Source organism: Pseudomonas sp. DCA-1 (assembly GCF_046523955.1).
Lineage (GTDB): Bacteria > Pseudomonadota > Gammaproteobacteria > Pseudomonadales > Pseudomonadaceae > Aquipseudomonas > Aquipseudomonas putida_Y.
The window spans coordinates 2,038,101-2,059,448 of sequence record NZ_CP169881.1; the positions used below are offsets into that span (position 1 = coordinate 2,038,101).

The 21,348-nt window shown below is 62.7% G+C and carries 25 protein-coding genes; 19 read left to right on the plus strand and 6 right to left on the minus strand.

Annotation, left to right across the window (positions count from 1 at the left end; genetic code table 11):
- The first annotated feature begins 27 nt into the window (after positions 1-27).
- The 17 genes from ccmA (at position 28) to ACE4QZ_RS09860 (ending at position 13,090) form a co-directional block, all read left to right on the plus strand.
- A complete protein-coding gene (ccmA, locus tag ACE4QZ_RS09780; RefSeq protein WP_103462222.1) occupies positions 28-660 on the plus strand; it encodes a cytochrome c biogenesis heme-transporting ATPase CcmA in 633 nt (210 codons plus the stop codon).
- Positions 657-1,325, plus strand: coding sequence for a heme exporter protein CcmB (ccmB, locus tag ACE4QZ_RS09785; RefSeq protein WP_012051653.1), 669 nt, complete (start codon positions 657-659; stop codon positions 1,323-1,325). The genes ccmA and ccmB overlap by 4 nt, the downstream gene beginning before the upstream one ends.
- A gap of 46 nt (positions 1,326-1,371) precedes the next feature.
- The gene (locus tag ACE4QZ_RS09790; RefSeq protein WP_021785207.1) at positions 1,372-2,139 is read left to right on the plus strand and encodes a heme ABC transporter permease; all 768 of its coding nucleotides are present in this window, start codon (positions 1,372-1,374) and stop codon (positions 2,137-2,139) included.
- Complete coding sequence (gene ccmD, locus ACE4QZ_RS09795; RefSeq protein ID WP_021785208.1) at positions 2,136-2,312, plus strand: heme exporter protein CcmD; 177 nt, start codon at positions 2,136-2,138, stop codon at positions 2,310-2,312. The genes ACE4QZ_RS09790 and ccmD overlap by 4 nt, the downstream gene beginning before the upstream one ends.
- Positions 2,309-2,764 (plus strand): cytochrome c maturation protein CcmE, encoded by a 456-nt coding sequence (gene ccmE / locus ACE4QZ_RS09800; protein ID WP_103444736.1) that lies wholly within the window; start codon positions 2,309-2,311, stop codon positions 2,762-2,764. The genes ccmD and ccmE overlap by 4 nt, the downstream gene beginning before the upstream one ends.
- A complete protein-coding gene (locus ACE4QZ_RS09805) occupies positions 2,761-4,749 on the plus strand; it encodes a heme lyase CcmF/NrfE family subunit (protein ID WP_103462223.1) in 1,989 nt (662 codons plus the stop codon). Before ccmE ends, ACE4QZ_RS09805 begins: the two co-directional genes overlap by 4 nt.
- Positions 4,746-5,282, plus strand: a complete 537-nt coding sequence (locus ACE4QZ_RS09810; RefSeq protein ID WP_014590171.1) for a DsbE family thiol:disulfide interchange protein — start codon at positions 4,746-4,748, stop codon at positions 5,280-5,282. The genes ACE4QZ_RS09805 and ACE4QZ_RS09810 overlap by 4 nt, the downstream gene beginning before the upstream one ends.
- On the plus strand, positions 5,279-5,755 hold the full coding sequence (locus ACE4QZ_RS09815) for a cytochrome c-type biogenesis protein (RefSeq protein ID WP_103462224.1): 477 nt from the start codon (positions 5,279-5,281) through the stop codon (positions 5,753-5,755). Before ACE4QZ_RS09810 ends, ACE4QZ_RS09815 begins: the two co-directional genes overlap by 4 nt.
- On the plus strand, positions 5,748-6,944 hold the full coding sequence (ccmI, locus tag ACE4QZ_RS09820) for a c-type cytochrome biogenesis protein CcmI (protein ID WP_103462225.1): 1,197 nt from the start codon (positions 5,748-5,750) through the stop codon (positions 6,942-6,944). The genes ACE4QZ_RS09815 and ccmI overlap by 8 nt, the downstream gene beginning before the upstream one ends.
- A 12-nt stretch (positions 6,945-6,956) precedes the next feature.
- Entirely contained in the window at positions 6,957-7,373 is a 417-nt protein-coding gene (locus tag ACE4QZ_RS09825) for a hypothetical protein (protein WP_021785213.1), read from the plus strand.
- 627 nt (positions 7,374-8,000) lie between these two features.
- Positions 8,001-8,183 (plus strand): hypothetical protein, encoded by a 183-nt coding sequence (locus ACE4QZ_RS09830; protein WP_410480433.1) that lies wholly within the window; start codon positions 8,001-8,003, stop codon positions 8,181-8,183.
- Positions 8,184-8,237: 54 nt separating this feature from the next.
- Positions 8,238-9,176, plus strand: a complete 939-nt coding sequence (locus ACE4QZ_RS09835; RefSeq protein WP_103462227.1) for a 2-hydroxyacid dehydrogenase — start codon at positions 8,238-8,240, stop codon at positions 9,174-9,176.
- A gap of 50 nt (positions 9,177-9,226) precedes the next feature.
- Positions 9,227-10,015 (plus strand): PhzF family phenazine biosynthesis protein, encoded by a 789-nt coding sequence (locus ACE4QZ_RS09840; protein WP_103462228.1) that lies wholly within the window; start codon positions 9,227-9,229, stop codon positions 10,013-10,015.
- A gap of 67 nt (positions 10,016-10,082) precedes the next feature.
- Positions 10,083-10,490, plus strand: coding sequence for a GFA family protein (locus tag ACE4QZ_RS09845; RefSeq protein WP_004577113.1), 408 nt, complete (start codon positions 10,083-10,085; stop codon positions 10,488-10,490).
- 126 nt (positions 10,491-10,616) lie between these two features.
- Positions 10,617-10,955: an FKBP-type peptidyl-prolyl cis-trans isomerase gene (locus ACE4QZ_RS09850; RefSeq protein ID WP_003254365.1), complete on the plus strand. Its 339-nt coding sequence runs from the start codon at positions 10,617-10,619 to the stop codon at positions 10,953-10,955.
- Positions 10,956-11,189: 234 nt separating this feature from the next.
- The gene (locus ACE4QZ_RS09855) at positions 11,190-11,852 is read left to right on the plus strand and encodes a histidine phosphatase family protein (RefSeq protein WP_103462229.1); all 663 of its coding nucleotides are present in this window, start codon (positions 11,190-11,192) and stop codon (positions 11,850-11,852) included.
- Between the two features lie 44 nt (positions 11,853-11,896).
- Positions 11,897-13,090, plus strand: coding sequence for a D-amino acid dehydrogenase (locus ACE4QZ_RS09860; RefSeq protein ID WP_103462230.1), 1,194 nt, complete (start codon positions 11,897-11,899; stop codon positions 13,088-13,090).
- Between the two features lie 57 nt (positions 13,091-13,147).
- Here the strand turns inward: ACE4QZ_RS09860 and ACE4QZ_RS09865 are convergent, their stop codons facing one another.
- The 3 genes from ACE4QZ_RS09865 to ACE4QZ_RS09875 all read right to left on the minus strand — a co-directional run bounded on the left by ACE4QZ_RS09865 (position 13,148) and on the right by ACE4QZ_RS09875 (position 16,359).
- Entirely contained in the window at positions 13,148-13,876 is a 729-nt protein-coding gene (locus tag ACE4QZ_RS09865) for an aspartate/glutamate racemase family protein (RefSeq protein ID WP_014590181.1), read from the minus strand.
- Between the two features lie 16 nt (positions 13,877-13,892).
- Positions 13,893-15,425: an NCS1 family nucleobase:cation symporter-1 gene (locus ACE4QZ_RS09870; protein WP_103462231.1), complete on the minus strand. Its 1,533-nt coding sequence runs from the start codon at positions 15,423-15,425 to the stop codon at positions 13,893-13,895.
- A gap of 496 nt (positions 15,426-15,921) precedes the next feature.
- Positions 15,922-16,359: an Lrp/AsnC family transcriptional regulator gene (locus tag ACE4QZ_RS09875; RefSeq protein WP_064493259.1), complete on the minus strand. Its 438-nt coding sequence runs from the start codon at positions 16,357-16,359 to the stop codon at positions 15,922-15,924.
- Positions 16,360-16,492: 133 nt separating this feature from the next.
- Here ACE4QZ_RS09875 and ACE4QZ_RS09880 point away from each other — a divergent pair, with 133 nt between their 5' ends.
- On the plus strand, positions 16,493-17,416 hold the full coding sequence (locus tag ACE4QZ_RS09880) for a DMT family transporter (RefSeq protein WP_103462232.1): 924 nt from the start codon (positions 16,493-16,495) through the stop codon (positions 17,414-17,416).
- 31 nt (positions 17,417-17,447) lie between these two features.
- Entirely contained in the window at positions 17,448-18,374 is a 927-nt protein-coding gene (locus tag ACE4QZ_RS09885; protein ID WP_374755432.1) for a class I SAM-dependent methyltransferase, read from the plus strand.
- 13 nt (positions 18,375-18,387) lie between these two features.
- Here the strand turns inward: ACE4QZ_RS09885 and ACE4QZ_RS09890 are convergent, their stop codons facing one another.
- The 3 genes from ACE4QZ_RS09890 to ACE4QZ_RS09900 form a co-directional block, all read right to left on the minus strand.
- Positions 18,388-19,386: a sulfate ABC transporter substrate-binding protein gene (locus tag ACE4QZ_RS09890; protein ID WP_103444723.1), complete on the minus strand. Its 999-nt coding sequence runs from the start codon at positions 19,384-19,386 to the stop codon at positions 18,388-18,390.
- Between the two features lie 217 nt (positions 19,387-19,603).
- Complete coding sequence (locus ACE4QZ_RS09895; RefSeq protein ID WP_103462233.1) at positions 19,604-20,425, minus strand: ion transporter; 822 nt, start codon at positions 20,423-20,425, stop codon at positions 19,604-19,606.
- Between the two features lie 45 nt (positions 20,426-20,470).
- Positions 20,471-21,343 carry an urea transporter gene (locus ACE4QZ_RS09900; RefSeq protein WP_103462234.1) on the minus strand — a complete coding sequence of 291 codons (873 nt, stop codon included), beginning with the start codon at positions 21,341-21,343 and terminating at the stop codon, positions 20,471-20,473.
- Positions 21,344-21,348 lie beyond the last annotated feature (5 nt).

A 21,348-nucleotide genomic window follows, 5' to 3' on the forward strand; every position in this document is an offset into this window, starting at 1 on the left:
AAGCCCTACTGAAGATAAGGCGAAACCGTGACCCTTCACCTCCAAGCCGCGGGCCTGGCCTGCGAGCGCGACTGGCGCCTGCTGTTCGAGCAGCTCGATTTCGAGCTGGGCGCCGGCGACATGCTGCAGATCAGTGGCCCAAACGGCAGTGGCAAGACCAGCCTGTTGCGCCTGCTGGCCGGGCTGATGCAGCCGACGGCCGGGCAGATTCTGCTGGGTGGCAAGCCACTGGCCGAGCAGCGACATGCATTGGCCAGTGCCCTGTTGTGGATTGGCCACGCCGCCGGCATCAAGGACTTGCTCACCGCCGAGGAAAACCTCACTTGGCTGTGCGCCCTGCACCAGCCGGCTAGCCGCGAGGCGATCTGGGCAGCGCTGGAGGCCGTCGGCCTGCGCGGTTTCGAAGACGTACCCTGCCATACCCTTTCGGCCGGCCAGCAGCGCCGCGTGGCCCTGGCCCGGCTGCATCTGGCCGGCCCGCCGTTGTGGATTCTCGACGAGCCGTTCACGGCGCTCGACAAGCAGGGCGTGGCGCAACTCGAAGCGCACCTGGCGGCCCACTGTGAGCAGGGCGGCACGGTAGTGCTGACTACCCACCACACGCTGGAACGCAAGCCCTCCGGTTACCGTGAACTGAACCTGGGGCAATGGGCGGCATGAGCGTATTCATCCTGTTGTTGCGCCGCGAGGCGCGCCTGTTGTTCCGCCGCCCGGCCGAACTGGCCAACCCGTTGGTGTTCTTCGCCATCGTCGTGGCCATGTTCCCGCTGGCGGTCGGCCCGGAAAGCCAATTGTTGCAAACCTTGTCGCCGGGCCTGGTCTGGGTGGCAGCGTTGCTGGCAGTGTTGTTGTCGCTGGACGGCCTGTTCCGCAGCGATTTCGAAGACGGCTCGCTGGAGCAATGGGTGCTGTCGCCGCACCCACTGGCGCTGCTGGTGCTGGCCAAGGTGCTGGCGCACTGGATCTTTTCCGGGCTGGCGCTGGTATTGTTGGCGCCACTGCTGGCACTGATGCTGGGGCTGCCAAGCCATTGCCTGCCGGTGCTGCTCGGTTCGTTGCTGCTGGGTACGCCGGTATTGAGCTTGCTGGGCGCGGTGGGCGCGGCGCTGACAGTCGGCCTTAAACGCGGAGGTTTGTTACTGGCGTTGCTGATTCTGCCGTTGTATATCCCTGTATTGATCCTGGGCAGTGGTGCGTTGCAAGCGGCGTTGCAAAATATGCCGGCAACCGGCCATCTGCTCTGGCTCGCCAGCTTGACGGCCCTGGCCGTTACCCTGGCACCCTTTGCGATAGCGGCTGGCCTGAAGATCAGCGTCGGCGAATAACGAGTCCCGGGCTCTCAAGCCCGGCAAATACCCTGGATGTACCTTGATGAAAATAAGCTGGACGTGGTTCCACAAGCTGGGCTCCCCGAAATGGTTCTATGCCATCAGCGGCCGCATGCTGCCGTGGCTGGCCGGTGCTGCCGTGCTCCTGCTGCTGGTCGGCATCACCTGGGGCCTGGCCTTTGCCCCCCAGGACTACCAGCAAGGCAACAGCTTCCGCATCATCTATATCCATGTGCCGGCGGCGATGCTGGCGCAGTCCTGCTATGTGCTGCTGGCGGTGGCCGGGGTGGTGGGGCTGGTGTGGAAGATGAAACTGGCCGACGTCGCCCTGCAATGTGCTGCGCCCATTGGCGCCTGGATGACCGCCGTGGCGCTGGTTACCGGCGCCATCTGGGGCAAACCGACCTGGGGCAGCTGGTGGGTGTGGGATGCCCGCCTTACGTCCATGCTCATCCTGCTGTTCCTGTACTTCGGCATTATTGCGCTGGGCCAGGCAATCAGTAATCGTGACAGTGCGGCCAAGGCCTGTGCGGTGCTTGCGATTGTCGGTGTAGTGAATATCCCGATCATCAAGTATTCGGTGGAGTGGTGGAACACCCTGCACCAGGGCGCCACCTTCACCCTTACCGAAAAGCCGGCGATGCCGGCCGAAATGTGGCTGCCGCTGTTGTGCACGGCGCTGGGTTTCTACTGCTTTTTCGGTGCGGTGCTGTTGCTGCGTATGCGCCTTGAAGTGCTCAAGCGCGAAGCACGTGCCAGTTGGGTCAGGGACGAAGTATTGAACAGCCTGGGGCGGAGGCCCGCACAATGAGCTTTGCCACTTTCGGTGACTTTCTCGCCATGGGCCACCATGGGCTGTACGTGTGGTCGGCCTATGGCATCTGCCTGGTGGTGCTGGCACTGAATGTCGCCTCGCCATTGCTGGCTCGTCGTCGCTATTTGCAAGAAGAGGCGCGCCGTTTGCGCCGGGAGAACAACCAGTGAATCCGCAGCGCAAGAAACGCCTGTTGCTCATCGTCGGCCTGTTGGTCGGCGTCGGGGTTGCCGTCGGCTTTGCCTTGAGCGCATTGCAGCAGAACATCAACCTGTTCTATACACCAACCCAGATCGCCAACGGCGAAGCGCCGTTGGACACGCGCATTCGCGCTGGCGGCATGGTCGAGAAAGGCTCGGTACAGCGCTCGGCCGACTCGCTGGACGTGCGTTTCGTGGTTACCGACTTCAACAAGTCGGTACCCATCACCTACCGCGGCATCCTCCCCGATCTGTTCCGCGAAGGGCAGGGCATCGTCGCCCTTGGCAAGCTCAATGCCGAAGGGGTGGTGGTAGCCGATGAAGTGCTGGCCAAGCATGATGAGAAATACATGCCGCCCGAGGTCACCAAGGCGTTGAAGGAAAGCGGCCAGGCCGCTACCGGCGCAGAGGCCAAGCCATGAACGCAGCACTGGTAATCCCCGAACTGGGCCAGTTGGCGATGATTCTGGCCATCTGCTTTGCCGTCGTGCAGGCCAGTGTGCCGCTGCTGGGCGCGTGGCGTGGCGACAGCCTGTGGATGAGCCTGGCGCGGCCGGCAGCCTGGGGGCAGTTTGCCTTCCTGGTGTTTGCCTTTGCCTGCCTGACCCATGCCTTCATGACAGACAATTTCTCGGTCGCCTATGTGGCCAGCAACTCCAACAGCGCCTTGCCCTGGTACTACAAGTTCAGTGCGGTGTGGGGCGCTCATGAGGGTTCGTTGCTGCTTTGGGCGCTGATCCTCGGCTGCTGGACCTTTGCCGTGTCGGTGTTCTCGCGGCAGTTGCCGCAGGTGATGCTGGCCCGCGTACTGGCGGTAATGGGCATGATCAGCGTGGGCTTCCTGAGCTTCCTGATCATTACTTCCAACCCGTTCCAGCGCCTGCTGCCGCAGGTGCCGACCGATGGTCGCGACCTCAACCCGCTGTTGCAGGACTTTGGCCTGATCGTGCATCCGCCGATGCTGTACATGGGCTACGTGGGCTTCTCGGTGGCCTTCGCCTTCGCCATCGCCGCCTTGCTTGGCGGCCGGCTGGACGCGGCCTGGGCGCGCTGGTCGCGGCCGTGGACCATCGTTGCATGGGCGTTCCTTGGTGTCGGTATCACCTTGGGTTCGTGGTGGGCCTACTACGAACTGGGCTGGGGTGGCTGGTGGTTCTGGGACCCGGTGGAAAACGCCTCGTTCATGCCTTGGCTGGTGGGCACCGCATTGATCCATTCGTTGGCGGTGACCGAGAAACGCGGGGTGTTCAAGAGCTGGACCGTGCTGCTGGCAATTGCCGCATTCTCGCTGAGCCTGCTGGGTACCTTCCTGGTGCGTTCCGGCGTGCTGACCTCGGTGCATGCGTTTGCCGCCGACCCGTCACGCGGCATTTTCATCCTGTTTTTCCTGCTGTTCGTGGTCGGCGGGTCGCTCACGCTGTTCGCCCTGCGCGCACCGGTGGTCAAGAGCCAGGTCGGTTTCGCCCTGTGGTCCCGTGAAACGCTGCTCCTGGCCAATAACCTGGTGCTGGTGGTGGCGGCTTCGATGATTCTGCTCGGTACCCTGTACCCGCTGGTGCTCGATGCCCTGACCGGTGCCAAGCTGTCGGTCGGCCCGCCCTACTTCGACGCCTTGTTCCTGCCACTGATGGCGCTGCTGATGGTGGTGATGAGCGTGGGCGTGGTGGTGCGCTGGAAGGACACCCCGGGCAAATGGCTGGCCAGCATGATGACCCCGGTGTTGATCGGCAGTGCCATCCTTGCCCCGGTTGCCGGCTTTATCGTCGACGACTTCGATTGGCCGACACTGACGGCCTTCGCCCTGGCTGCCTGGGTAGTACTTGGCGGGCTGCGTGACATTTTCGACAAGACCCGCCACAAGGGCCTGGTCAAAGGCCTGCCGGGCCTGGGGCGCAGCTACTGGGGCATGCAACTGGCGCACCTGGGCCTGGCGGTGTGCGCGCTGGGCGTGGTGCTGTCCAGCAACAACAGCGCCGAACGCGACCTGCGCATGGCGCCGGGCGAAAGCGTGGAACTGGGTGGCTACCACTTCCTGTTCCAGGGCGCCAAGCACTTCGAGGGGCCGAATTTCATCTCTGACAAGGGCACCGTCGTGGTCAGCCGCGAGGGTCGTGAAGTGACCACACTGCACCCGGAGAAGCGCCTGTACACCGTGCAACAGTCGATGATGACCGAAGCGGGCATCGACGCCGGCTTTACCCGAGACCTGTACGTTGCGCTTGGTGAGCCACTGGAGAATGGCGCCTGGGCTGTGCGCGTACATATTAAGCCTTACGTCCGCTGGATCTGGCTGGGCGGTCTGTTGACCGGCCTGGGCGGGTTGCTGGCGGCCCTCGACCGGCGCTACCGCGTCAAGGTCAAGACCCGGGTGCGTGATGTCCTGGGCGTGTCTGGAGCAGCTGCATGAAGCGTTGGATCATGGTAGTGCCCCTTGCAGTGTTCCTGCTGGTGGCGGTGTTCCTCTACAAGGGGCTTTTCCTCAAGCCCGACGAGCTGCCTTCGGCAATGATCGGTAAACCGTTCCCGGCGTTTTCCCTGGCTTCGACACAGGGGGACCGTACCCTGACTCAGGCTGACTTGCAGGGCCGCCCGGCACTGGTCAACGTGTGGGCCACCTGGTGTCCGTCGTGCAAGGTCGAGCACCCGTACCTGAACCAGCTGGCACAGCAGGGTGTGGTGATCCATGGCGTCAACTACAAGGATGACAACGCCGCCGCGCAGAAGTGGTTGGCCGAGTTCCACAACCCCTACCAGCTGGATATTCGTGACGAGCAGGGCAGCCTGGGCCTGGACCTTGGGGTGTATGGGGCGCCGGAAACCTTCCTGATAGACGCCAAGGGCATCATCCGCTACAAGCACGTGGGCATCGTTGATGCCACGGTCTGGCGTGAACAGCTGGCGCCGTTGTACCAGGGCCTGATCGACGAGGCCAAGCCATGAAGCGCTGGCTGGCAGCTGCAGTGCTGGGCATGAGCCTGGCCGGTGTGGCCAAGGCGGCTATCGACACCTACCAGTTTCGCGACGAGGCCGAGCGCGAGCGTTACCAACAGTTGACCAAGGAACTGCGCTGCCCCAAGTGCCAGAACCAGGATATTGCCGACTCCAACGCGCCGATTGCTGCCGACCTGCGCCGGGAAATCTTCCGCATGCTCGGCGAAGGCCAGAGCAACCAGCAGATCATCGACTTCATGGTCGACCGCTACGGCGACTTCGTGCGTTACAAGCCGGCGCTCAGCGGGCGTACCTGGCTGCTGTGGTTTGGCCCGGGGATCTTGCTGGTCGGTGGCTTCGTGGTGCTGGCGGTGATCGTACGCCGGCGCCGTGGCACGGCCGCGCAAGGCGCCGATGAGTTGTCTGCCGAAGAACGCGAGCGTCTCGCCAAACTGCTGGAAAAAGAACAGACCCATGATTGAATTCTGGCTTAGCGCGGGCCTGCTGCTGCTCGCTGCCCTCAGCTTTTTGCTGCTCCCGATCCTGCGTGGCCGCCGTCGCCAGCAGGAAGAAGACCGCACGGCCCTGAACGTGGCCCTTTACCAGGAGCGCATTGCTGAACTGGCGGCTCAGCAAGCCGCCGGTGTGCTCGATGAGGCGCAGATGGCCAAGGGCCGGGACGAGGCTGCCCGCGAGTTGCTGGCCGATACCGAAGGCGCCGAGGCCCCGCGCCAGGGGCATTTGGGCAAGGCCCTGCCGCTGCTGGCGGCCGTGCTGGTACCGCTGATGGCGCTGGGGCTGTACCTGCATTTTGGCGCGGCCGACAAGGTGGCGCTGACCCAGGAATTTGCCGAGGCACCCAAGTCGATGGAAGAAATGACCACGCGCCTTGAGCGCGTGGTGCAGGCCCAGCCGGATTCGGCCGAGGCCATGTATTTCCTCGGCCGGGCCTACATGGCCGAGCAGCGCCCGGCCGATGCCGCGCGTACGTTCGAACGGGCCGTGGCCCTGGCTGGGCGCCAGCCCGAGCTGCTGGGGCAGTGGGCCCAGGCCCTGTACTTTGCCGCCAACAAGCAGTGGAGCCCGCAATTGCAGGCGCTGACTGACGAAGCGCTGAAGGCGGACCCCAACGAGGTGACCAGCCTGGGCCTGCGCGGTATTGCTGCGTTTGAAGGCGAGCGTTATCAGGAAGCCATCGACTACTGGAAGCGCTTGCTGGCGCAGTTGCCAGAAGGTGATACATCGCGTGCTGCCCTGCAGGGCGGTATCGACCGCGCCGCCGAGCGCCTGGGTGGCGCGCCAGCGCAGGCTACCGAACCTGCACCTGTGGCGGCTCGCCTGAAAGTGCGTGTGGAGCTGGCGGATGCTTTGAAGGACAAGGTCAAGCCGGACGACACGGTGTTTATCTTCGCTCGCGCCAGCAATGGCCCGCCGATGCCACTGGCGGCCAAGCGTGTGACCGTGGCGCAGTTGCCGATCGAAGTGGAGTTGTCTGATGCTGATGCGATGATGCCGCAGATGAAACTGTCGCAATTTGCCGAAGTCCAACTGGTTGCACGTGTTTCGCGCGCGGGTCAGCCTACCCAGGGTGAATGGATTGGCCGGGGTGCTCCGTTGCCTAGCGCCACCCAGGCTACCCAGCGCCTGACCATCGACACTCCAGACCAGTAAGAGAGCAATGCCATGCATAGCACCGTCCGCCTGACCCTGATTACCCTGGCCTTGGGTTTGTCTGCGTGTACGGTGCACGAGCCGTACGAGCAGCCCGCGCCACCTATCGAGCGTGTGCCGCCGTCGGGGCCGGTGGTCAAGCCCTTGCCGGGCGGGCAGCCTTCCACTCAGCCGAGCAAGCCGGCAGCGATACCCAAGCCCATGCCACGTACCTCGGCCAGCTTTGCGCCACCGCCTGGCGGGGCAAGCCACTGGGATCCCAGGCTGGGTGTATATGTGTTGGAGAAGCAGCCCAATACCTTCTACCGGCAGCGTACCTACTATCGGTTCGATAACGGCTGGAGCTGGTCGTTGAGCCCGAATGGGCCTTGGCAGGAAACTGACAGCAGCGGTGTACCAGGTGGGTTAGGGCGGGCGTTCGCACAGTAACGCTGTTTCTGTATTTACTTCTGCTTCTGCTTCTGCTTCTGCTTTTGCTTGTAAGCGCGCGATAGTTCAGGCGACGCAGATTGCGACTTCAGGAGGCCGAGCGCAGGGCTTGCGGAGGGAGGTGACGGGCATGGATGCCCGTCAAGCGCTGGGCCCCAGGATGGGGCCTGCAGCGCGGTCCTCCCGGGAGCAAGACCGTAGCGAGGGAACCCCGGAGCGTAGCGTAGGGGCCGGATGATAGGAGCCAGCGTTTTTTGGTTACTTTTTGTCGCGTTTGACAAAAAGTGACCCGCCGTAAGGGCGGAAAGGTGACTATGCGCCACCTGCGTGAATGAATACCTACCCGATGTGAGTGCCCACATCCAAGAAGCAAGAAGCAAGAAGCAAGAAGCGAACTCGTCTGTTTTGACTCAGCGAACAGTCCATTCGCGATGGCGACACGGACTCACCTTTTCGCCCTTACGGCGAGTCACTTTTTGTCAAACGCGACAAAAAGTAACCAAAAAACGCTGCGCTCCCATCATCCGGCCCCTGCGCTGCGCTCCGGGGTCCCCTCACTCCGGCCTTGCTCCCGGCAGGACCGCGCCGAAGGCCCCATCCTGGGGCCTCAGCGCTTGACGGGCATCCATGCCCGTCACCTGCCTCCGCAAGGCCTGCGTTCGGCCTCCTGAAGTCGCGAAGATCAAGATCAAGATCAAGATCAAGATCAAGATCAAGATCAAGATCAACAGCAACAGCAACAGCAACAGCAACAGCAACGCAGCAACGCAGCAACAGCACAGTACAGTTTTGCCTTGTTATTTCCATTGACTGTACCGGTCGGTGACTCCGCATAATGACGCCTCGAATTTACCCGGAGGTGGCATGCGCAAGACAGTCCTGGTACTGGTGGAAACCGTCGACGATTACCTGCCCATGCTGGAGCAGGCCGGTTACCACCTGATCCGTGCCCCTTCGCCGCAACTGCGCGCCGATGCCATTCATCGCCACGCCGAAGAAATCGATGCGGTGCTCACCCGTGGTCCGCTGGGGCTATCCGCCGCCGAAATTGACGCATTACCCAGATTACAGATCATCTGCGTGATCGGCGCCGGCTACGAGCAGGTCGACCTGGCCGCCGCCGACGCCCGCGGCATAACCGTCACCAATGGCGCCGGGGCCAACGCCGCAGCCGTCGCCGACCACACCCTGGCCCTGCTGCTGGCGCTGTTGCGCGACATCCCTCGTGCTGATGCCAGCACGCGGCGCGGTGAATGGAACCGGGTGATCAGCCCCTCGGTGAGTGGCAAACGCCTGGGCATTCTCGGCCTTGGCGCAGTGGGCCTGGCAATCGCCAAGCGGGCTCACTTGGGCTTCGACATGCGCGTCAGCTACCACAGCCGCACACCACGCCAGGGTGTGCCCTATACCTGGTACGACAGCCCCCGACAGTTGGCTGAAACCGTCGACATCCTGGTGGTGGCCACCCCCGGTGGTGCCAACACCCGGCATCTGGTCGATGCCCAAGTGCTTCAGGCTCTGGGGGCTGAGGGCTATCTGGTGAACATCGCCCGTGCCAGTGTGGTCGACACGCAAGCCCTGATTGACGCATTGCAGCGTGGCCAGCTGGCTGGCGCCGCGCTGGATGTATTCGATGACGAGCCGGCAGTGCCCGATGCACTCAAGGCCTTGCCCAACACCGTGCTCACACCCCACGTGGCTGGCCAATCGCCAGAAGCCGCGCGCGACACGGTGGCCTTGGTGCTGCGCAACCTGCAGGCGTTCTTTGCCGGTGAGCCAGTTTTGACCCCGGTACGCCCGTAACCTTTTCCAGATATCTGCCCGGCGGCGCCCGGGCAACAAGGAGTGTGTGCATGCAACTCGAAATATTCCAGGTCGATGCCTTTTCCACTGAACCGTTCGGTGGCAACCCTGCCGCAGTGATCCCGCTGGAAAGCTGGCTGCCGGACGATGTGCTGCAGCGCATTGCCGAAGAAAACAACCTGTCAGAAACTGCCTACTTCGTGCGCAACGGCGAAACGTTCGACTTGCGTTGGTTCACCCCCGCCGTGGAAGTCGACCTGTGCGGCCACGCTACTTTGGCTTCGGCCTATGTGTTGTTCGAGCAACTAGGGGAGCAGGCGCAAGTGCTGCGCTTCAACACCCGCAGTGGCGAGTTGCGCGTCAGCCGTGGCACTGATGGCCTGCTGGCCATGGACTTCCCGGCCAAGCAACCCGTAGCGGTGGACATGCCGGCGGGCCTGCTGCAGGCGCTGGGCTTGAGCCAGGCACAGGTGGTGTACCGTAGCGACGATTATGTGGTGGTGATCGACGACGCCTTGCTGCTCGATACGTTGAAACCAGACTTTGTTGCACTGTCGGCCTTCGACGTCCGTGGCATTGCCGTGACCGCGGCAGGGCGTGGCTTTGACTTCGTCACCCGCTGGTTCGGCCCGCGGGTTGGTGTGAATGAAGACCCGGTAACCGGTTCGGCACACACCTCGCTGGCGCCGTTATGGGCCCAAAGGCTGGGCAAGAACGTGCTGAGCTGCGAGCAGGGCGGGGCACGCAAAGGGCAGTTGCAGTGCGAAGTGCCGGGCAATGGCCGCGTAATCATCAGTGGGCGGGCGGCGTTGTACCTGCGGGGCAATGTGTACATCTAGCATGGCGTGCGATGCCCTGGGGGGCTTCTATAATTGCAGGCCCATCTTTCCGTTCAAGGAGCCACCCATGGCCCTGGAAAAACACGGCACCTGCCTGTGCGGAGACACGCGGCTGACGGTCACCGTCGACAATACCCATATCAGCGCTTGTCATTGCAGCATGTGCCGCAAGTGGACCGGCGGCCCGCTGCTGGTGGTCCACTGCAGCAAGCCTCCGCTGATCGAGGGGCGTGCGCCGAGCGTCTATGATTCGTCCGACTGGGCCCAGCGTGCTTTCTGTGGCCGCTGTGGTACGCACCTGTACTACCGGCTCAAGGCCAACGACTTCCATGCCGTGCCGGTCGGCCTACTCGATGGCGACCAAGCCTGGGATTTCGACCTGCAGATCTTCGTCGAAGAGAAACCCGCGTGGTACTGCTTCGCCAATCAGACCAAGGAGCTGTCCGGCCAAGAGGTGTTCGAGCAGAACAGCTGATTCAACGCCATGTCTGTACGGGGGCATTCCGTTGGCGAATGCCTCCGTACAATTCTGCGTGAACTTGCCAAACCGGTGCATTCCTGAGAAAAGGGCGGTTTTGTTTTTCAGCGTTGGAGTGTACCCGTGAGCCAAGAACTGCAGATCATCGACCTGGTCGAGGGTGACGGCAAAGCCGCCGTCAAAGGCGCCCTGATCACCACTCAGTACACCGGCTGGCTGGCCGATGGCAGCGAGTTCGACTCGTCATGGTCGCGCGGTAAGCCGTTCCAGTGCGTGATCGGCACTGGCAGGGTAATCAAAGGCTGGGACCAGGGCCTGATGGGCATGCGCGTTGGCGGCAAGCGCAAGCTGCTGGTACCGGCGCACCTGGGCTATGGCGAACGCAGCGTAGGGGCGATCCCGCCAAATTCGGACCTGACCTTCGAGATCGAACTGCTGGAAGTGCTCACGCGGGATGATTGAGTGGGCACGTTGCAACCCGAGGTTCTTGCACCTTACACAATTGCGCAACACCCAGCCCCTAATCTAGGCCTTGCCTAGGGAACGGCATCCACCTCCAGGGAGGAACCAAACGGGTTCGGGGCACTCTGACCCTGACGCGTTGCCAGGGATGGCATTCACTACACGGGCGCCCTGCAATTGGCCGGGTGATGTGGCGGGTAAACCCGATTTTCTCTGCCACACGAGCCTGCCTTGATGAAGTTGCCAACATTCTTCCGCCGTCGCCGTCACTTGCTGCTGAGTCTGTTGCTCACAGCCATCGCCGTACCGTTGGCGCTGGAGGCTGTCGAAAGCCGGGCACGACCGGTGGATGGCACCCAGACCCTGGTATTTCTGCGTCATGGCGAGAAGCCGGGCGAGGGGCTCGGGCAGTTGAACTGCCAAGGCCTCAACCGTGCGCTGGACCTGGCCACTGTACTGCCCGAGCGCTTCGGCAAGGCCGACTACGTGTTTGCCGCCAACCCCACACGGCATGTCGAGGAAGGCAGCCGGGACGAAAGCTACAGCTACATCCGCCCATTGATGACCATCACCCCCAGTGCCATCCGCCTCGGCTTGCCGGTGAATATCGACTACGGCGCCAACGACACTGCTGAACTGGCCGATGAGTTGCTGAGCGACAAGTACCGCAATGCGACCATCTACACTGCCTGGTCCCACGGCTACCTGCCGGAACTGATCAACACCGTGGCCGGCAAGGCCTTGGGGGAGGAGCGGGTGGTCACCGAGGACTGGAGCGGCGAAGACTTCGACACGCTCTATGTACTGACCCTGACCTGGCAAAACGGCAAAGCCAGCCTGCTGAGCCGTAATGTGCGCCAGGGCCTGAATGACGGTGCGCATAGCTGCCCGACCTGATCCGCTGGTACTGTTTGGCAAGGAAGCCGGAACAGGGAAGGGCGATGAAACAGCGGGTAACGGTAATCGGTGGCGGAGTGGTGGGCCTGGCAACGGCTTACGCGCTGGTTCGGGAGGGGCGATCGGTTGATCTGATCGAGGCCCGCGACAACCTGGCGTCGGCCACCAGCTTTGCCAATGGCGGACAATTGTCTTATCGCTACGTGGCGCCGCTGGCTGATGCCGGAGTGCCGTGGCAGGCGCTGGGCTGGCTGTTGCAGGGCGAGTCGCCATTGCGGTTGCGCTTGCGCATGGACCCGGCCCAGTGGCGCTGGCTGCTGGCATTCACCCTGGCTTGCCGGCGTAGCGTCAATCGCCGTAATGCCGGGCAATTACTTGAGCTGGCGCTTTACAGTCAGGCCGTTCTGGCGCAATGGCGCGAGGAGCACAACCTGGGGGATTTTGCCTGGCGGCGCAATGGCAAGCTGGTGGCATTTCGCAGTGAACGGGCCTTTGCTCAAGGCCGGGAACAGTTGACGGACCCGACCAGTCAGCAGGTGCTGGCGGCTGCCGAGCTGCGCGGGCTGGAGCCTGCCCTGGATGGCGTACCGTTTGTGGGCGGTGTGTTCACGGCAGGCGAAGAGGTTGGCGATTGCCACTTGTTTTGCTTGCGGCTGGAGGCGCTGTTGCGCGCGTCGGGGCAGTGCCGTTTCCTGCTTGGCCGGCCAGTGACGCAATTGGTTCAGCGCCAGGGCCAGGTCGTGGCACTGCAACTGGGCGATCAGCAACTGGACGTGGAGCAGTTGGTGCTGTGTGCCGGGCATCGCGGCCCAGGCTTGGCATTACCGGGAGTGCAGATACCGGTTTACCCGCTGAAGGGCTACAGCCTGACCGCGCCGATCAGCGCCGGGCACCTGCCCCCTGAGGTGAGCCTTACCGACTATGAGCGCAAGATCGTCTATGCACGCCTGGGGCAGCAGCTGCGGGTAGCGGCGATGGTGGACATTGTCGGGTTCGATGAGTCGGTGGACATGCGCCGTTTGCAGAGCATGCGGCGGCTGGCGCTGGAGACGTTGCCAAGGGCGGCGGATTATGGCCAGGCGGTGGAGTGGGCGGGGATGCGGCCGGCGACACCGACCGGGGTGCCGATCATGAGTGGGACGGTGTACCGCAACCTGTGGCTGAACCTGGGGCATGGGGCGTTGGGGTTTACCTTGGCCTGTGGCAGTGCGCAGCGTTTGGCCAGGATGATGCGTTAAGCGGGCCGGCCTCTTCGCGGCTAAAGCCGCGAAGAGGCCGGTACAGGCGAAGGATGTCTAGCGGCCGAAGCGCATCGGCCAGCCCACCACTTTCTTCGCTCGTGGCGTCGCATAGGTGCGCACTTTGGACGTGCTCAAGCCCATACGCACCAGCGATTCGGCAATGGTCACCGCTGCGCTCACACCATCCACCACCGGCACGCCGGTGCGTTGGCGAATCTGCTCGTCCAGCCCGGCCATGCCGCCACAACCCAGGCAGATCACCTCGGCCTTGTCGTCACGCACGGCGCGTTCGGCCTGCCCGACAATCGCCTCCACGGCCCGCAGCGGGTCGGCTTCCAGTTCCAGCACCGCCAGCCCGCTGGCTCGCACCGAGGCACAGCGGTCATACAGGCCCGAGAGCTTCAGGCGGTCCTCGATCAGTGGCACGGTGCGGTCCAGCGTGGTTACTACGGAATAGGCGTGGCCCAGGTACATTGCCGTGCTGGCGGCGGCGTCGGTAATGTCCACCACAGGCACGTTGAGCAGTTCCTGCAGGCCTTCGCGGCCATGTTCGCCATAACCGGCCTGGATCACGGCATCGTAGGGCCCTTCAAAGGCCAGGACCCGGTCCATCACCGCGATGGCCGCCAGGTAGCTCTCGAAGTTGCCCTCCACCGATTCGGCGCCGAACCAGGGCGTGAGGCCGACGATCTCGGTACCGGGTGCGGCCACCGCACGGGCCTGTTCGGCAATGGCGTGGGTAATGGCTTCGGTGGTGTTGACGTTGGCGATCAGAATACGCATGGGCAGTCCTCCTTGATTAATGGCCGCTGTGGTCGACGGCGATGCACTCGCCGCTGACGTCGTGGTAGTGGCGGTTACGTGGCGCGATCAGCAGGTACAGGGCGGCGGCGATGCCGGCACCGATCAGCCAGGAGAACGGCGCGATACCCTGGAAGTTGGGCACCAGGGCCAGCACGATGGCCAGCAGTGCGGCCGGCACGAAGGCGGCCACGGCGCGCAGGTTGATGCCCTTGCTGTAGTGATAGGCACCGGCCGGGTGCTCGGTATACAGCTCTGGCACGTTGATGCAGCCTTTGCGCAGCAACCAGTAGTCGGACATGATCACGCCGTACAGCGGGCCGAGCAGGGCGCCCAGGCCCGACAGGAAGTACACGATCACCAGCGGGCTGTTGTACAGGTTCCACGGCAGGATCAGCACCGCCAGGGTGGCACTGATCAGCCCGGCACGGCGGAAGTTCAGGTGGCGCGGCGCCAGGTTGCTGAGTACGAAGGCCGGGGCGACGAAGTTGGCCATGATGTTCACCGCCACGGTGACGATCAGGAAGGCCAGGCAGCCGAGCACCAGGAATGGCGTGCTGGGTATGGCGGCGACGATCTGCGTCGGGCTGTCGATGATGTGGCCGTTGATCTGGAACTGCGCGCCGCACAGCACCACGGTGATCACGGCGAACACCAGGATGTTCACCGGCAGGCCCCAGAAGTTGCCGACGCGGATGGTCTTGCGGCAAGGCGAGGAGCGGGCGAAGTCACAGAAGTTCAGCACCAGGGTGCCGTAGATCGCCAGCCACAGTGCGCCGCCGGCAAAGATGTTGCGCCACATCTCGTAGCCGGTCAGCGGGGTAGCCACCGACCAGGCAATGCGCGCGTCGGCCTTGAAGTACATGAACACCGCCAGGGCGGCGACGGTCAGCAGGATCACCGGCCCGGCAAAGGCCTCGTAACGGCGCACCATCTCCATGCCGTAGGCCAGGATCACCAGTTGTACCAGCCAGATCGACACGAAACACACCCAGCCCAGGCTCGACAGGCCGAGGATGCTGTCGTGGTCGTAGGCTGCCAGTTGCGGCCACACGGCGGTGAGCAGCACCCGCAGCACCACCGATGCCAGGTAGGTCTGGATGCCGAACCAGGCGATGGCGATGACGGCACGGATCAGCGCCGGTATCTGCGCGCCGTGGATGCCGAAGGCAATGCGGCTGATGACTGGAAACGGCACCCCGGTTTTTTGACCCATGTAACCCGACAGGTTCATGAAGAAGTACACCAGTGCCGCGCCGATGGCCAGCGACAACAGAATTTGCCAGCCACCCAGGCCGAGGGCGAACAAGCCCATGGCGAACGAATAGTTGGCGATATTGTGCACATCGTTTGTCCACAGCGCGAAGATGCTGTAGCCGCCCCAGCGACGGCCTTCCATCCGGGTTGGCGCCAGGTCGCGGTTATGCAGGCGCGGGCTGAGAACAAGGTCCGGCTGGTGACCGGCAAGCTTGGAACTCGGGTGTGTGCTGGCGACGGATTGTTCAGGGGCAAGGTCGAGGCTGCTACTCATTCCGGCGGGCTCCTGATGCACATGGACTGCGATGAGCGGGCATGCGCACGGGCTCGCCATCTCGTCGGTGCAGCGTTGGCATCACAGGGTTGTGGGCGCGGCGGCCGACATTGGGTCGGCGTCGCGGATTCTTGTGTATCTATGTTTTGTTTAAGTTGTATACAAAACACGAACACACAAAAGCGAGTTCCATGCCAAGGGAAGCGCAGGTTTCAATAGGTGATCATTTCGAACTTATCTTGTTCAAAGGTAAGTTAATGAAATACAGAGAATATAAGTTGACCAAATGTACAAGTTATATTTTTTGAAAGATTGATTAGTTGATCATTTGGTCAAAATAACGGGTGGAAAGTGTGTAACGAATTGGGGCGCCACTGAAGAAAGTGCACACAAAAATGGCACCTATGGTTACGTTTTTGTGTACAAAAAATAGTCAGCTTTTCCTGTGCTGGCCTCTTCGCGGGCACGCCTGCGAGGAGGCCAGTACAGGGGCCAATCAATCCATTGGCGGCAACCGCCGCTTGACCGGGGTCTTCTTGATGATCGCGGTATTGGTCTCAGCCAGCACATTCATGAGGTCGAGCAGCGTGTCCAGCTGCTCCATCGAGCGCACATGCAGTCGGGCTATGAAGCAGTCCTCGCCAATGACCTTGTCGCATTCGGTGAACTCAGGGATGGCAATGATCTGGCGCTCCACTTCTTGCAGCTTCCCCGGCAGCGGACGGATGCGCACGATCGCCTGCAACTGGTAGCCAAAGGCGCGCGGGTCGACCTCCACGGTATAGCCGCGCAGCACGCCACGCTCTTCCAGCCGGCGCAAACGCTCGCTGACGCTAGGTGCGGACAGCCCGCTGACCTGCGCCAGAGCCTTGAGCGAGCGGCGCGAGTCCTCCATCAGTGCGTTGATCAATAATTGGTCAATGGCATCGGTCATGCTCACCTCATCAGGTAATTCGTGTTATCTGCCTTGATAGTAAAGGTAGGTTGGCGAAAATGCCTTGGTTATCCGCTGGATGGCCAGCCTGCAGCCTTTGCATACTGTTGCCATTATCAAAGGGAGGTTTGAGATGGACAGTTCATTGCGCCGTGGCTCGCTGGAGATGGTCGCCGCCATGCTGATTTCCGGGACCATTGGCTGGTTCGTGCTGGTGTCCGGCCAGCCGGTGCTGGATGTGGTGTTCTGGCGCTGCGTGTTCGGTGCCGTGACCTTGCTGGCGATTTGCGCCGCGTTTGGCTTTCTGCGCCCAGGTGTAATCAGCCGCACGGCATTTTTGCTGGCGATTGCCAGTGGGGTGGCCATTGTCGGCAACTGGCTGCTTTTGTTTGCCTCGTACGCGCGGGCGTCGATTGCCATCGGCACGGCGGTTTACAACGTGCAGCCATTCATTCTGGTGGGGCTGGCGGCGCTGTTTCTGGGCGAAAAGATCACCTTGGCCAAGGTGACCTGGCTGAGTGTGGCGTTCCTAGGCATGCTGGCCATCGTCAGTGCCCATGGCGCTGGGCAAAGTAATGGCGAGGACTATCTGCTGGGGGTTGCCCTGGCGCTGGGGGCGGCATTCCTGTATGCAATCGCGGCGTTGATCATCAAGCGCCTGAGTGGCACGCCCCCGCACCTGATAGCGCTGATTCAGGTAACCACGGGTGTATTGCTGCTGGCGCCATGGGTCACGCTTGGCGGGTTGCCGGTTGAAATGCCGGCGTTGGCCAGCTTGTTGACACTGGGGATGGTGCACACCGGCCTGATGTATGTGCTGTTGTACAGCGCCATCCAGCGTTTGCCCACGGCGTTGACCGGTGCGCTGTCGTTCATTTACCCGATTGCGGCAATTCTGGTGGACTGGGTGGCGTTCGGGCACCGCCTGGCGCCGCTGCAGTGGCTGGGGGTGGGGTTGATCCTGCTGGCGGCGGCGGGCATGCAACAGGGGTGGTGGTTCCGCTCGGCGCGGCATCCTGTAGGCGCGGGTTTACCCGCGAAGAGGCCCGCAAGGTAGAATGCCGCTTTTTGCCAGCCTGCGATCCGCCATGACCTCGCCCATCGACACCCTTGAGCAACACCTGCTTGCCGCCCTTGACCCTGCCCCACAGGAAACCCGCCGCCTGTTTCACGGTCGCGGCCGCTGCTGGCCGGGCCTGGAGCAGGTCACCGTCGACTGGCTGCAGGGCGTGCTGTCGGTCGCCTTGTTCCGTGAGCCGGCCGAGGGCCAGCTGGCCGAACTGGAAACCATGCTGCGCAGCTTGGCCGAGCGCCCGCAGTGGACCGGTCAGGCTGTCATCATCCAGCACCGCTACCTGCCCGACAGCCCGGGCCAGTGGCTGCTGGGCGAGCCGTGCCAGCAACGCGAAGTGATCGAGGACGGCCTGACCTACCTGCTGGACTTGGGCGTGCGGCAAAACAATGGCCTGTTCCTCGACATGCGCTATGGCCGCCGCTGGGTGCGCGAGCAGGCGGCGGGCAAGCGCGTGCTCAACCTGTTCGCCTATACCTGCGGCTTTTCCGTGGCAGCGATTGCCGGTGGTGCCGAGCAGGTGGTGAACCTGGACATGGCCAAATCGGCCCTGTCGCGAGGCCGGGACAATCACCGCCTCAATGGCCACGATGCATCACGGGTGGCGTACCTGGGGCATGAACTGTTCAAGTCGTGGGGCAAGGTGCGCAAGTACGGGCCTTATGACCTGATCATCATCGACCCGCCTACCTTCCAGCGTGGCAGCTTTGTGCTGACCCAGGATTACGCAAAGATCCTGCGGCGTTTGCCGGAGTTGTTGAATGCGGGAGGGACGGTGCTGGCGTGCGTCAACGACCCGGGGATCGGGCCTGAGTTTCTGATCGAAGGCATGGCAGCGCAGGCGCCTTCGCTGGCTTATGTCGAGCGTCTGGAAAACCCGCCGGAGTTTCCGGACGTTGACCCGGCGGGGGGGCTGAAGGCCTTGGTGTTCCGCCGGGTTTGATGTTGCTTGTGCGTTACTGACCGGTATAGATCTGGTCAAACACCCCACCATCATTGAAGTGGGTCTTCTGCACGGTACGCCAGTCACCGAAGGTTTTCTCCACCGACAGGAAGTCCACTTTCGGGAAGCGGTCGGTGTACTTGGCCAGTACCGTTGCATCACGCGGGCGCAGGTAGTTGTTGGCGGCGATCTCCTGGGCTGCTGGTGACCACAGGTACTTCAGGTATTCCTCGGCCACGGCCTGGGTCCCCTTCCTGGCCACCACCTTGTCGACCACCGTCACCGGAGGCTCGGCTTCGGCCGATACGCTTGGGTAGACCACTTCGAACTGGTCGCGGCCAAACTCGCGGGCGATCATCTCGGCTTCGTTCTCGAAGGTGACCAGTACGTCACCGATCTGGTTGGTCATGAACGTGGTGGTGGCGGCACGGCCACCGGTGTCCAGCACGGGTGCCTGCTTGAACAGCTTGCCGACGAAGTCGCGGGCTTTGCTTTCATCGCCGCCTTGCTTGAGTACGTAGCCCCAGGCCGACAGGTAGGTATAGCGGCCATTACCCGAGGTTTTCGGGTTGGGCACGATCACCTGCACACCGTCCTTGAGCAGGTCGGGCCAGTCTTTCAGGGCTTTTGGGTTGCCCTTGCGCACGATGAACACCGTGGCCGAGGTGAATGGCGCGCTGTTGTTCGGCAGGCGGGTTACCCAGTTGTCGGGCACCAGCTTGCCCTTGTCTGCCAGGGCGTTGATGTCGGTGGCCATGTTCATGGTGATGACATCGGCCGGCAGGCCATCGATCACCGCACGCGCCTGCTTGCTCGAGCCGCCGAAGGACATCTGCACGTTGACCTTCTCGTTGTGCTCGGCTTCCCAGTGTTTCTGGAAGGCCGGGTTGTAGTCCTTGTAGAAGTCGCGCATCACGTCGTAGGAAACGTTGAGCAGGGTGGGGGCGGCCTGGGCGAGGTTACCCAAGGCCAGGCCTGCGGCGAGCAGCGAGGCGGTGAAGAGCTTTTTCACGATGCTTCCTTGTACTTGAAGGGTGTTGGGGCAGATTGCCAGCGACTATAGCGGGTGGCTTTATACGGGTTAAAGAACAAAAAATGCTTTGGTTATGCTTCTGCCCGTACCGGCCTCTTCGCGGGCATGCCCGCTCCCACAGGTACGGTGTAATGCTCGGGCCTGTGGTGATCCTGTGGGAGCGGGCGCGCCCGCGAAAGGGCCTGTACAGGCACCGTCATTGCTTGGGAAACAACCCATTCCCACAGCGACAACAGAACGCCGCCCCATGCTCGTGGGTCTTCTTGTGGCAGGTCGGGCAATCATGCTGCAACTGCTCCCCGCGCATGGCATTGGCCAGCTCTGCCGTGAAGATACCGGTCGGCACGGCAATGATCGAATAACCGGTGATCATCACCAGCGACGACAGCACCTGCCCCAGCGGGGTCTTCGGCACGATGTCGCCAAAGCCCACGGTGGTCAGGGTAACGATGGCCCAGTAGATGCCTTTGGGGATGCTGGTAAAACCATGCTCAGGCCCTTCGATCACGTACATCAGCGTGCCGAACACGGTCACCAGCGTCGATACCGTCACCAGGAACACGATGATCTTCTGCTTGCTGCCGCGCAGCGCCTCCATCAGGTAATGGGCCTGCTTGAGGTACGGGCTGAGCTTGAGTACACGGAAGATCCGCAGCATCCGGATGACCCGGATGATGAGCAGGTACTGGGCGTCGCTGTAGTACAGCGCGAGGATCCCCGGCACGATCGCCAGTAAATCGACCAGGCCGTAGAAACTGAAGGCATAGCGTAACGGCTTGGGCGAGCAGTACAGGCGGGTGATGTATTCGGCCAGGAAGATCGCGGTAAAGCCCCACTCGATACCGGCCAGCAGGCCGGCGTAGCCCTGGTGCACCTCATCGATGCTGTCGAGGATCACCGTGACCAGGCTGGCCAGGATGATCAGTAGCAGGATCTTGTCGAAGCGGCGACCGGCTACGGTGTCGGTCTGGAAAACGATGACGAAGAGCCGCTCGCGCAGACTCGCTGGGTTGTTCATTGGCTCGTTCCACAAAAGCGATGGGCTGAGCCTAGGGGTTGCGTTTCAGCTGTGCAAGCGGCTGGCGTTGCGCTGTCTGGGTTGTGCCAGGTAGCTGCCCAAGTGCATCAGCCAACAGGCGGCAACGAAGGGGGCGGTCAGGGCAGGCAGCGGCAACAGCTTGAACAGCGGTTGCAGCAGCAGGGCCAGGGCTACTGCCAGCAACGTCACCCATGGTTTTTCGCCCTGGCGGCTAAACGCCAAGGCTGCCAGCGCGGCGTTGAAGCCGCAAAGGCCTAACCATGCGGCCTGTGCATGATCGGCGAGCAGGGCCACGCCGCCACCAATGGCCGAACCGATCACCGCCCACAACGCCGCATAGGGGTTGGCGATGAACATGCCGACGATGATCAGCAACCCGGCCAAGGGCTGGTCGAGCAGGAAGATCTGGCCCACGCCGCGGGCCAACGCATACAGCGGGTCGGCTTCGACGAAGCCGCTGGGCGAGGGGCTGGCGACCAGCAATGTGGCCCAGCCCAGCAATACGAAAGGGGAGGTGTAGGCAATCAGCAACTTGCCACCGCGCTTGCGCCACTGGTGGGTGATGATGCTGGACAGGCCGCCGGCGGCGATGATCAGTGGCGGCAGGATCGCTGACCAGGGCAGCACGGCGCTGATCAGGATGCCGATCAGCACGCCGTTGTAGCAATACAGCCCCGCTTGGCGGTCGGCACGGTCATAGCCGCGTGCCTGGGCGGTGAGCAGGCCGGCCAAGGCACCAAGTAGCGCGCCGCCGACCAGGTTGGGTGCGGTCAGCAGGATGGCCAGCAGGCAGCACAGGCCGCACAGGGGGTTGCGCAGCAGCAGCACCTGGCTGAAGCCGTTGAGTAACGCCGTGGCCCAGTCGGGGCACGGGTTGACGAAATTTTTGGTGTACATGGGGC

Bases quoted from the DNA above. Each gene is read 5' to 3' on its own strand.
- ACE4QZ_RS09810 (WP_014590171.1), top strand. From the start codon at position 4,746: ATGAAGCGTTGGATCATGGTAGTGCCCCTTGCAGTGTTCCTGCTGGTG.
- ACE4QZ_RS09875 (WP_064493259.1), bottom strand. From the start codon at position 16,359: ATGACCGATGCCATTGACCAATTATTGATCAACGCACTGATGGAGGAC.
- ACE4QZ_RS09830 (WP_410480433.1), top strand. From the start codon at position 8,001: ATGCCCGTCACCTGCCTCCGCAAGGCCTGCGTTCGGCCTCCTGAAGTC.
- ACE4QZ_RS09870 (WP_103462231.1), bottom strand. From the start codon at position 15,425: ATGAGTAGCAGCCTCGACCTTGCCCCTGAACAATCCGTCGCCAGCACA.
- ACE4QZ_RS09855 (WP_103462229.1), top strand. From the start codon at position 11,190: ATGAAGTTGCCAACATTCTTCCGCCGTCGCCGTCACTTGCTGCTGAGT.
- ccmI (WP_103462225.1), top strand. From the start codon at position 5,748: ATGATTGAATTCTGGCTTAGCGCGGGCCTGCTGCTGCTCGCTGCCCTC.
- ACE4QZ_RS09815 (WP_103462224.1), top strand. From the start codon at position 5,279: ATGAAGCGCTGGCTGGCAGCTGCAGTGCTGGGCATGAGCCTGGCCGGT.
- ACE4QZ_RS09790 (WP_021785207.1), top strand. From the start codon at position 1,372: ATGAAAATAAGCTGGACGTGGTTCCACAAGCTGGGCTCCCCGAAATGG.
- ACE4QZ_RS09835 (WP_103462227.1), top strand. From the start codon at position 8,238: ATGCGCAAGACAGTCCTGGTACTGGTGGAAACCGTCGACGATTACCTG.
- ACE4QZ_RS09860 (WP_103462230.1), top strand. From the start codon at position 11,897: ATGAAACAGCGGGTAACGGTAATCGGTGGCGGAGTGGTGGGCCTGGCA.
- ccmD (WP_021785208.1), top strand. From the start codon at position 2,136: ATGAGCTTTGCCACTTTCGGTGACTTTCTCGCCATGGGCCACCATGGG.
- ACE4QZ_RS09900 (WP_103462234.1), bottom strand. From the start codon at position 21,343: ATGTACACCAAAAATTTCGTCAACCCGTGCCCCGACTGGGCCACGGCG.
- ACE4QZ_RS09880 (WP_103462232.1), top strand. From the start codon at position 16,493: ATGGACAGTTCATTGCGCCGTGGCTCGCTGGAGATGGTCGCCGCCATG.
- ACE4QZ_RS09885 (WP_374755432.1), top strand. From the start codon at position 17,448: ATGACCTCGCCCATCGACACCCTTGAGCAACACCTGCTTGCCGCCCTT.
- ACE4QZ_RS09895 (WP_103462233.1), bottom strand. From the start codon at position 20,425: ATGAACAACCCAGCGAGTCTGCGCGAGCGGCTCTTCGTCATCGTTTTC.
- ccmB (WP_012051653.1), top strand. From the start codon at position 657: ATGAGCGTATTCATCCTGTTGTTGCGCCGCGAGGCGCGCCTGTTGTTC.
- ACE4QZ_RS09825 (WP_021785213.1), top strand. From the start codon at position 6,957: ATGCATAGCACCGTCCGCCTGACCCTGATTACCCTGGCCTTGGGTTTG.
- ACE4QZ_RS09805 (WP_103462223.1), top strand. From the start codon at position 2,761: ATGAACGCAGCACTGGTAATCCCCGAACTGGGCCAGTTGGCGATGATT.
- ACE4QZ_RS09845 (WP_004577113.1), top strand. From the start codon at position 10,083: ATGGCCCTGGAAAAACACGGCACCTGCCTGTGCGGAGACACGCGGCTG.
- ACE4QZ_RS09865 (WP_014590181.1), bottom strand. From the start codon at position 13,876: ATGCGTATTCTGATCGCCAACGTCAACACCACCGAAGCCATTACCCAC.
- ACE4QZ_RS09840 (WP_103462228.1), top strand. From the start codon at position 9,227: ATGCAACTCGAAATATTCCAGGTCGATGCCTTTTCCACTGAACCGTTC.